Source organism: Anaerococcus sp. mt242 (assembly GCF_016798225.1).
Classification (GTDB): Bacteria; Bacillota; Clostridia; order Tissierellales; family Peptoniphilaceae; genus Anaerococcus.
Genome location: NZ_JAEUYX010000008.1, coordinates 51169 through 61424 on the forward strand (window position 1 = coordinate 51169; position 10256 = coordinate 61424).

General features: G+C 32.2%; 9 protein-coding genes and 1 tRNA gene. 8 read left to right on the top strand and 2 right to left on the bottom strand.

Features of this window, described 5'->3' with window-relative positions; all coding sequences use genetic code 11:
* Window positions 1-303: 303 nt before the first annotated feature.
* The 6 genes from JNO63_RS05085 to JNO63_RS05110 all read left to right on the top strand — a co-directional run bounded on the left by JNO63_RS05085 (window position 304) and on the right by JNO63_RS05110 (window position 5752).
* Complete coding sequence (locus JNO63_RS05085; protein WP_203127419.1) at window positions 304-1953, top strand: ABC transporter substrate-binding protein; 1650 nt, start codon at window positions 304-306, stop codon at window positions 1951-1953.
* A 13-nt stretch (window positions 1954-1966) separates the two neighbouring features.
* Entirely contained in the window at window positions 1967-2944 is a 978-nt protein-coding gene (locus JNO63_RS05090; protein ID WP_203127420.1) for an ABC transporter permease, read from the top strand.
* A complete protein-coding gene (locus tag JNO63_RS05095) occupies window positions 2934-3821 on the top strand; it encodes an ABC transporter permease (protein WP_203127421.1) in 888 nt (295 codons plus the stop codon). The genes JNO63_RS05090 and JNO63_RS05095 overlap by 11 nt, the downstream gene beginning before the upstream one ends.
* 4 nt (window positions 3822-3825) lie before the next feature.
* The gene (locus tag JNO63_RS05100; RefSeq protein ID WP_238390480.1) at window positions 3826-4608 is read left to right on the top strand and encodes an ATP-binding cassette domain-containing protein; all 783 of its coding nucleotides are present in this window, start codon (window positions 3826-3828) and stop codon (window positions 4606-4608) included.
* Window positions 4602-5201 (top strand): ABC transporter ATP-binding protein, encoded by a 600-nt coding sequence (locus JNO63_RS05105; RefSeq protein WP_203127423.1) that lies wholly within the window; start codon window positions 4602-4604, stop codon window positions 5199-5201. Before JNO63_RS05100 ends, JNO63_RS05105 begins: the two co-directional genes overlap by 7 nt.
* A gap of 107 nt (window positions 5202-5308) precedes the next feature.
* Window positions 5309-5752, top strand: coding sequence for a Fur family transcriptional regulator (locus tag JNO63_RS05110; RefSeq protein ID WP_203127424.1), 444 nt, complete (start codon window positions 5309-5311; stop codon window positions 5750-5752).
* A gap of 26 nt (window positions 5753-5778) precedes the next feature.
* Here JNO63_RS05110 and ypfJ read toward each other — a convergent pair whose 3' ends face one another.
* Entirely contained in the window at window positions 5779-6702 is a 924-nt protein-coding gene (ypfJ, locus tag JNO63_RS05115) for a KPN_02809 family neutral zinc metallopeptidase (protein ID WP_203127425.1), read from the bottom strand.
* 164 nt (window positions 6703-6866) lie between these two features.
* Here ypfJ and JNO63_RS05120 point away from each other — a divergent pair, with 164 nt between their 5' ends.
* A complete protein-coding gene (locus JNO63_RS05120; RefSeq protein WP_238390481.1) occupies window positions 6867-9218 on the top strand; it encodes a glycoside hydrolase family 3 protein in 2352 nt (783 codons plus the stop codon).
* A gap of 54 nt (window positions 9219-9272) precedes the next feature.
* Here JNO63_RS05120 and JNO63_RS05125 read toward each other — a convergent pair.
* A tRNA-Thr gene (locus JNO63_RS05125) sits at window positions 9273-9348 on the bottom strand.
* 124 nt (window positions 9349-9472) lie between these two features.
* Between JNO63_RS05125 and JNO63_RS05130 the strand changes: the two genes are divergently transcribed.
* Window positions 9473-10256: GTP-binding protein (locus JNO63_RS05130; RefSeq protein WP_203127426.1), on the top strand; the 784-nt coding region annotated here is incomplete at its 3' end.

A 10256-nucleotide genomic window follows, 5' to 3' on the forward strand; every position in this document is an offset into this window, starting at 1 on the left:
AAAAGCTCTTAATAGAGCTTTTTTTATTGCAATAAAATAAAAGCCAATCTACACATATTTTTACTAAAAAAATTCTAATACTTGGTATTTTTTCTTAAGTAATAAAAAAAGTTTAATAGATCTAACTTACATATAAATTTTATTATTATTAGAAACTTAATAATATTTACTCAGACAATTACAAAAATTAAAATAAATAGTATATTGTTATAATTTGACATAAATTTTCTTGTAATTTAAAGATATTAGAAATATATTGTAAAAATAATTTTAATATGTTAATATTTTATGCAGGAGGATGTTATGAAAAGGTTATCAAAAAAAATATCTATTTTTTTACTTTTTACATTAGTGCTTACAGCTTGTGGAAAAAATGAAGAAACAAAGAATAAATCTTCAGACACAAAGGCTAATGTAGAGACAGTAAGCATAGCAAACAAGGATGAACTTGTTTTAGGTTTTGGAAGTGAACCTGATAAGGGATGGGACCCTATCCATGGTTCTGGTCACTATGGAACATCGATCTTTCAATCAGCTCTTTTAAAAAGAGATGTGGATTTAAATATTGTTCCAGATTTAGCTAAATCATATGAATTATCAGATGATAAGAAGACTATAAAGGTAGAGCTAAAAGATGGTTTGAAATTTTCAGATGGATCTGATTTAACTGCAAACGATGTTGCTTTTACTTACAATCTTGCCAAAGAAGAAGGTACTCCTGGTGTTAACTTAACAAGACTTGTGGATGCAGTTGCAACTGATGATAAACACGTTGAAATTAATTTAAATGAACCAGATATCTCATTTACTTCATCAATGTGTTCCCTTGCAATAGTTCCAGAAAAATCTTATGGCCCTGATTATGGTAAAAATCCAATTGGTTCAGGTCCTTTTAAATTGGTTGAATGGAAACAAGGACAACAACTAATTGTTGAGCCAAATGAATATTATATAGGAGATAAAGTTCCGTTTAAGAAAGTTACATTTTTATTCTTCAAAGATCAAGATCAAGCTTTAGCAACTGCTCAGGCTGGGGACTGTGATATAATTAGAATTCCAATTAGTGCAAAAGATACCGATTTTCCTGGCTTCCATATAGAATCTGTTGAAACAGTAGACAATAGAGGTATTTCACTCCCGACAGTTCCAAACGATGGAAAAGTAACTGATGATAGTTCATTAGCGCCAGGTTCACCAATTGGAAATAATGTAACATCTGATATAAGTATTAGACGTGCACTTGATGTAGCCATGGATAGAGATGAAATGATTGAAACTATACTTGATGGAGAAGGAACTCCAGCATATTCAATAGCTGATGGTCTTCCATGGTTTAACGAAGAAACCGTAGAAAAAAATGATGGTGATATTGAAAAAGCTAAACAAATCTTGGATGATGCAGGATGGGTTGAAGGAACTGATGGTATAAGAGAAAAAGACGGGGTAAAAGCTCAATTTGATTTATATTATGCTTATCAAGATCGTGAAGATATCGCAGTTTACTTCGTAGATCAAGCTAAAAAAATTGGAATAGAAATTAATCCATGTTTCGGTGATTGGGATTTTGTTACTCCACATATGTACTCAGATGCAGTACTTTTTGGTTGGGGAGGATATGATCCACTTGAAATGTTCTATAGTTACTCAACAAATTATAAAGGAGTAGAATATTATAATTCAAACTTTTACTCAAATCCAAAAGTAGATGAATACTTTAAAAAAGGTTTATCGTCAAATACAGTGGAAGAATTAAACGAAAATTTTAAACTAGCTCAATGGGATGGAGAAACAGGACTTTCTGCTAAAGGAGATTGTCCATGGATATGGCTAGTAAATGAAAATCATGTTTACTTAGTAAGAGATGGACTAGAGATAGGAAAACAAAAAATACAACCACACGGTGGTGGTTGGCCAATGCTAGATACCATTTCAAATTGGAAATGGACTGAATAAGTAGGAGGGGAAGATGGCTAAAAAAGTATTAAAACAATTAATTTATTTTATTTGTTTATTAATTTTTGTAACATTTATATCTTTTCTTTTGATGGACATCTCCCCAATTGATCCTGTCTCTGCTTTTGTTAGAAGCAGAGGCGTGGGTCTTACACCTGATCAAAGAGCAAAGTTAATAAAAGAATGGGGACTTGACCTTCCATTTATACAGAGATATTGGATTTGGTTAAGTCATCTAGTAAAAGGAGATCTTGGAATCTCAAATATATATGCTAGACCAGTAATAGAAATTATTAGTAAAGGTTTTAAAGCTTCTATTATGTTAATGAGCTTTGCTTGGATTATACAAGGAATATTCGGGTTATTTTTAGGTATTGTTGCAGGAGCAAATGAAGGTAGCATAAGAGATAAGTCTATAAAGTTATATGCAATAACCATGGCATCTACACCACAATTTTTGGTAGGAATGCTTATGATAATTATTTTTGCTATAAAACTTAGACTTTTTCCGGCGTCTATGGGTAGCCCAATAGGTATGCTTGAAAAAGATATATCCTTTGCTGATAAGATTCATCATATGCTTCTTCCTGGTATAACTCTTGCCCTTGTTGGCATTTCAAATATAGCTTTACATACCAGACAAAAGGCTATTGATGTTATGAATTCTGAATACGTATTATATGCATATTCTAGAGGTATAAAGAAAAATAGAATCGTAAATAGCTACGCTTTGAAAAATATGATTCTTCCAGGACTTACAATACAATTTACATATTTCAGTGAACTTTTTTCTGGAGCAGTTCTTGCAGAAAGTGTTTTTAACTATCCAGGACTTGGAAATCTTACAGTCCAAGCTGGACTAAGAGGAGATGTTCCGCTTTTACTAGGTTTAGTTTTATTTAGTATGATTTTTGTATACGTTGGAAATAGATTGTGTGATCTGATGTATTTGATCTTAGATCCAAGGACGAGGAAGCTATATGAAGATTAATTCGCAAACGATTAGAGAAAGTTTACTAAATGAAAGAGAAGTAGAATATAAAGATGAACTTAGCAAAAAAAGAATATGGACTGTTATAATTATGATTTTAACAGCGTCATTTGTTTTATATGTCTATATCCATGGTTCACTTATAGATGAAGCATCCATGTCTTCAAATTTTAGAGAAAAACTAATGGGACCTTCAATTTCTCATATTTTTGGAACTGACCATGCAGGAAGAGATATGTACCTTCGAACTGTAAAAGGTCTTTCTACATCACTTAAAGTAGGTTTTATCGGAACAATTTCAAGTTTTTTAATTTCAATAATATTTTGTGTATTACTAGTTGTTGGTAAAGAAAAAACAGATTTTGTTGTAAATTTCCTAATAGATGGATTTTTATCTGTACCACATATGATGTTTTTGATTTTAATATCAGTAGCTGTTGGTAGGGGAATAAGAGGAGTTATTATAGGACTTGCACTTACTCATTGGACTGGGCTAACACGTATACTGCGTTCAGAAATTTTAGAACTAATGGATGAAAATTATATTCATATATCAAAAGCTATGGGAAAAAGTAATTTTTATATTTTTAAAAATCATATTCTACCACATCTTTTACCACAAATAGTTGTAGGGCTTATGCTTTTATTTCCACATGCCATTCTTCATGAAGCGGGAATTACATTTTTAGGATTTGGATTATCACTTTCCACTCCTGCTATAGGAATTATTCTTCAAGAAAGTATGAAATATATAAGTACTGGTCATGTTTATCTAGCATTGCTACCAGGATTGATGTTAGTTCTACTTGTATTATGTATAAATAGTCTTGGAGAAAATCTTAAAAGTTTCCTAGATCCTAATGAAATTCACAGGTGATATTATGCTACTATCAGTAAAAAAATTAAATATATCATTTGAACAATATACTAGCTTTTTTAAAAAGAGAATTGTTCATGTTGTTCATGACCTAGATTTAGAAGTTAAAGATTCAGAAATTATGGCGATTTTTGGAGCATCTGGATCTGGTAAAAGTTTACTAGCGCATGCTATACTAGGACTTCTTCCTTATAATGCAATTGTAAATGGAGAAATCTTGTACAAAGATGAATTTCTTAGTAAAGAAAGATTAAATGAGCTTTATGGAAAGGAAATATCTTTTATACCACAAACAGTCAATTCGCTAAATCCACTACTAAAAGTAGGCAAGCAAAGTAAATATACAGCTAAAAAAAGTGATATAGAAAAAGTATATAAGGATTTTGGACTAGGTAAAGATATTATGGATTTGTATCCTCACGAGCTATCTGGTGGTATGTTAAGAAGAGTTTTAGTTTCTGATGCTATACTTTCCGATGCAAATTTAGTTATAGCAGACGAACCAACTCCTGGCATGGATACAAAAAGTACAGAAACTATTATAAATTATTTTGATTCAGTAAAAAAATCTGGCAAATCTGCGTTAGTAATTACTCATGATATAGAAATGGCCATGCAGTGTGCAGATAGAATAGCTTTTTTCTATGATGGAACTATTATTGAAGTAGCAAATATTGATCAATTAAGTGAAGCTGGCAGGGGACTTAAACATCCATATTCAAAAGCTTTATTTAGAGCTTTACCTGAAAATGGATTTAATTCACTTAAAGAAGGTGATTTATGTTAGAAGTTAAAGATATTTCATTTTCATATGATAAAAAAGAAATTTTAAAGAATATAAATTTGTCATTATCACCCAGAGAACTAGTAATTATTACTGCACCATCTGGATTTGGTAAATCTACTCTTGGAAAAATAATTGCAGGATATTTAGAACCAGATAAAGGTGAAATTATTGTAGATGGAAAAGATATTAAGAATTACAAGGGATATTTACCTGTTCAAATGGCTTTCCAACATCCAGAAAAAGCTATCAATAGGCGTTGGAAAATTGGAAGAATATTAAATGAAGGATGGGATGTAAACAGAGATATCATTGAGAAATTTGGCATAAAGGATTATTGGTTAGAAAAATATCCTCAAGAATTATCAGGTGGAGAACTTCAGAGAATATGTCTAGCAAGAATAATGTCAAACGATACTAAATATTTAGTATTAGATGAAATAACCACAATGGTAGATGCTATCACTCAAGTACAATTATTTGAAGTTCTTGATCATTTTAGACTTGAACATAATATGGGTATGGTTTTAATAACTCATAATAAAAAATTAATTGAAAAACTAAATGCGAAAGTCATAGAGTTAACCGCCTTTTAAAAGGTGGTTATTTTTTTATTAATATATATCAGATATTCAATATTTTATACACTTATTATATTGATTTACTTGGATAATATTGTATATTAATATTCATAGGGGGTGCTATGGAAACTAAACTTGAGGAGATGAAAAGTCTCAATACAGAAAATAGAATGAACGAATTAAAAGAGTTATTAGAAGCAAATGATATCAGATTATCTCACCAAAGACTTCTTATACTTGATTATTTAGTTTTAAATCACACCCATCCTACAGCGGAGAAAATTTATAAGGATTTAAAAGAAATCGATCCAATTATATCACAAGCTACAGTATATAATACGCTTAATCTTTTTTCTAATAAAAAGATAATTAAAGAATTAGACTTTAATATGAATAGTAAAAGATATGAATTTAGGAAAAGATTTCATGGACATTTTATCTGTGAAAAATGTGGTAGTATAAGTGATTTTGAAGTAATCGACCATAATTTACCTGATGAACTAACTAATTATGACATTCGGTCCGAAGAAATAGTTTATAGGGGACTATGTCATAATTGCAAATAAGAAAAGACCTCGTATGAGGTCTTTTCTTATTGGATTCTATCAAAAAATACCATGGAATGTTCAATATCGTGATTTTGATATCCTAGATCAAAAGCTTCTTTTCTTTGTGCAGATGATCCGTGAGTAAAGGTATCCACATTTACATTTCTACCAGACATTTCTTGAATTTTGTCATCACCGATTGCTGCAGCTGCATTCATTGCTTCATCTATATCACCAGGCTCTAAGTATCCTTTTTCTTGCACATAATAAGCAAATAACCCGCCAAAATAGTCGGCTTGTAGCTCTTGGGCTACAGAGTATTTGTTGTATTCCTTGGTAGATAAAGTCTGTCTTAGTTTATTAGTTTGTTCTAATATACCAAGCTGATTTTGTACATGGTGGCCAACTTCGTGAGCTAGAACATATGCTAGAGCGAAGTCTCCTTCAGCTCCAAATTGATTGACCAATTGATTATAAAAATCTGCATCTATATAGATACTTTCATCAAGAGGGCAGTAGAAAGGACCCATGTTTGACTGAGCAACTCCGCAAGCTGAACGAGTGGATCCAGTAAAGGGTACCATGGTAGGTTCTGTATATGTTGCATTCATTTCTTCAAATTTTGCATTCCATACATCTTCTGTGTCAGCTAAAACTACTGATAAAAAGTCCTCGAGTCTTTCACGACCATTGCTTTGTGAATTAGTTCTTGGCTCTATCTGAGTTTGTTGTTGGTATTGATCAGGCTCATTTCTTGTTTGCTCTTCTCCTAAGTTTGATCCTATTCCAAGAAGACCTCTCATTAATGCCATTAGAATAAAGAAGAAAATGATTCCGCCTAGTCCGCCTCGTCCTCTACCCATTGGTAAAAATACCGGACCACGTGAACCTCCTCCACCAAATCCACCTCTATTCATACTAGGACCTCGTCTTACATTTGAGCTCCTACGTCTATCTTCCCATTTCATAATATATGCCTCCATAAATTTTGCTATATTAATTATTACCCAATTTTATTAAGAAATATGTATATTTAATGATAAAGTTAATAGATATTAAATAAAGAAAATGTTTTCTTGACTATAAGTTTACAAAATTTTATACTTAATATAATACAAGGGAGGATAAATGTATGAACAAAAATTTTAGGTATGGAATTTCTCTAATGCTTGCCTTAGGCATCTCATTAGCGCAAGGTCCAGTAGCTATGGCATCGGAGGTTACCAATGAAAATATTATTGAGTATGATGCATCTGATCTAGATGATATTTTTACTGACGAAAAAAGTGAAAATATTGAAGATCAATTAGAAGTGGAAGAGGATATTGAAGAAACTGAAGATTACAAATCCGAAAATTTAAGTCAAGATAAACCAGCACAAAATTTAGAATCTAGCGAAGAAACTAATAAAGTAAAAGATAAAAAAATAGAAGAAAAAATTTCTAAAATGACCTTAGATGAAAAGATTGGTCAAATGTTAATGCTAGAGTTTAGAAACTGGGAAGATGAGAATGGAGAACTTAAGGAAGTTACCGAGCTTAATGACGATATTAAAAATGCAATAGCAAAGTATAAAGTAGGTGGGGTTATACTATTTGCTGAAAACGTTCGCGATACTGAACAAACTACAAAACTTACTCATAATATTCAACAAGCAGCCATAGATAATGGTCTTGATCCGTTGTTAATTTCTATTGACCAAGAAGGTGGTATTGTCGTAAGACTTGGTACAGGTACATCTTTACCTGGAAATATGGCACTAGGTGCTACACGAGATAAAGAATTAGCCTATCAATACGGAAAAATAATTGCTGATGAGATAAAATCGTTGGGGATTAACGTAAATCTTGCTCCTGTAATGGATACAAATAATAATCCAAATAATCCAGTAATTGGACTTCGTTCTATTTCTTCAGATCCAAATATAGTAGGAGAACTAGGATCAGAAGTAGTAAAAGGAATACAAGACCAAGGTGTATCCGCTGCTATAAAACACTTTCCTGGTCATGGGGATACTGCTACTGACAGCCATTTAGGATTGCCTGTAGTTGATAAATCCTATGAGGATGTAGAAAAATTAGAATTAGTTCCATTTAAAAAAGCTGCAAATGATGGAGTAGATATGATTATGACAGCTCATATATCATATCCTCAATTAGAAAAAGATACAGCAATTTCGAAAAAAGATGGAACGAAAATCGGAATTCCAGCCACTTTATCAGATGATATTATAACTGGCATTATCAGAGATAAAATGCACTATGATGGAATAGTTATAACTGATGCTATGAAAATGCAAGCTATTGCAGATCATTTCGGCGAGGAAGATGCTGTTGTTATGGCAATTAAAGCTGGTGTTGATATTCCATTGATGCCTGCTCTTTTAGAAAAAAATGAAGATTTAAATAAATTAGATACGATTATAGGTAGAATTAAAAATGAAGTAAACCTAGGAAATATTTCTGAAAATCAAATAGATAATTCAGTTTATAGAATACTAAAACTAAAAGAAAAAAGAGGAATCCTAGACCTAAATCAATACAAAGTTCCATTAGAAGAAAAAATTGCAAATGCATTAAATGTAGTCGGTAATAAAGAGCATTTTGAAAAGCAGAGAGAAATTACCGATAGAGCGATAACAGTTACAAAAAACAATAACGAATTTCTTCCATTATATCCAAAAGCAAAAGAAAAAGTATTAATATATACTCCTTATGAAAATGAGATTGCTGGATTTAAGTATGGTTATGAGAAACTTCAAAGTGAAGGAGTTATTGATAAAGATGCAATCCTAGATGTATTTAGCTTTGAAAACTTCAAAGACGATCCAAATAAAGCTGAAGAAATACTTAAACAGTATGCAAAAGATTATGATTATATAATTGGAGTAAGTGAAATAGGTAGAGCAGGTCAACTTAGCAAAGATGATTGGTTAGCAAAAATACCGGATATGCTTACAACATTTGCAAAAGAAAATGATAAAAAATCTGCTATTATTAGTATTGGAAAACCATATGATTTAGATAGATATAAAAACTCGGATGCCCATGTTTTAGCATATGGATCAAAAGGAATGGATCCAACTGAAAAAGGCAAGGATCCGGTTAAGACATTTGGACCAAATATTCCATTCTCACTAGATGTTGTTTTTGGTAAAATAGCTGCAACAGGAAAATTACCAGTTGATGTTCCTGGACTAACTGATGAATATGAATATACAAATGATATAGCTTATAAAATTGATTATGGTTTAGAAACTAAGATTAATAATAATGATAAAGAGACATCAGAAAATATAAAAACTGATAAAAGCGAAATTCAAGAAGCAAGTAAAAAAGAAAAACAAGCTAAAAAAATCAGTACACCAAAAAATACAAATAAAAAGAATAATCCAAGCACAGGCGTAAGTGGTATAGAGTCAGTAATGGCAATACTTCTTACAGCTTCTGGAGGATTAATGTTAAGTAGAAAAAATAAAAAATAAGAGAGCATAACAGCTCTCTTTTTTAAATGCTAAATTAAAAATAAGCAAAAAAAATGGAGCCACTTCCCGGGATCGAACCGAGGACCTCATCCTTACCATGGATGCGCTCTACCTACTGAGCTAAAGTGGCATCATTTATATAGTATACACCTAAAAACAAAAATAATCAATACATAAATTTAATATAGCCAAATATAGAATTTTGATTTAAGTTATGGTAAAATAGGACTAAATGATTACATTTGGAGGATATAATGAGTAAACAACAATTCGAAAGAAGCAAACCACATATTAATATCGGAACAATCGGTCACGTAGACCACGGTAAAACAACAACAACAGCAGCGATAACACAAGCTCTAAACAAAAAATACGGAACAGGTGAATTCATCGACTACGAAAACATCGATAAAGCACCAGAAGAAAGAGAACGTGGAATCACAATCAACACATCAGTAGTAGAATACGAAACAGCAAACAGACACTACGCACACATTGACGCTCCAGGCCACGCTGACTACGTTAAAAACATGATCACAGGAGCAGCACAAATGGACGGAGCAATCATCGTAGTAAGTGCAGCAGACGGTCCAATGCCACAAACAAGAGAACACATCCTACTAGCACGCCAAGTAGGAATACCAAAAATCGCAGTATTCCTAAACAAAGAAGACCAAGTAGACGATCCAGAACTACTAGAACTAGTAGAAATGGAAGTAAGAGACCTACTAACAGAATACGAATACGACGGAGACGACGCACCAGTAGTAGTAGGATCAGCATTAAAATCACTACAAGAAGGTGGCGAAGGCGAATGGTCAGACAAAATCCTAAAACTAATGGAAGAAGTAGACGGATACTTTGACATCCCAGAAAGAGACAATGACCAACCATTCCTAATGCCAGTAGAAGACGTAATGACAATCTCAGGCCGTGGAACAGTAGCAACAGGAAGAGTAGAAAAAGGAACACTAAAAGTTGGTGATACAGTAGAAATCGTAGGACTAACAGAAAAAACTTCTGAAGCAGTAGTAACAG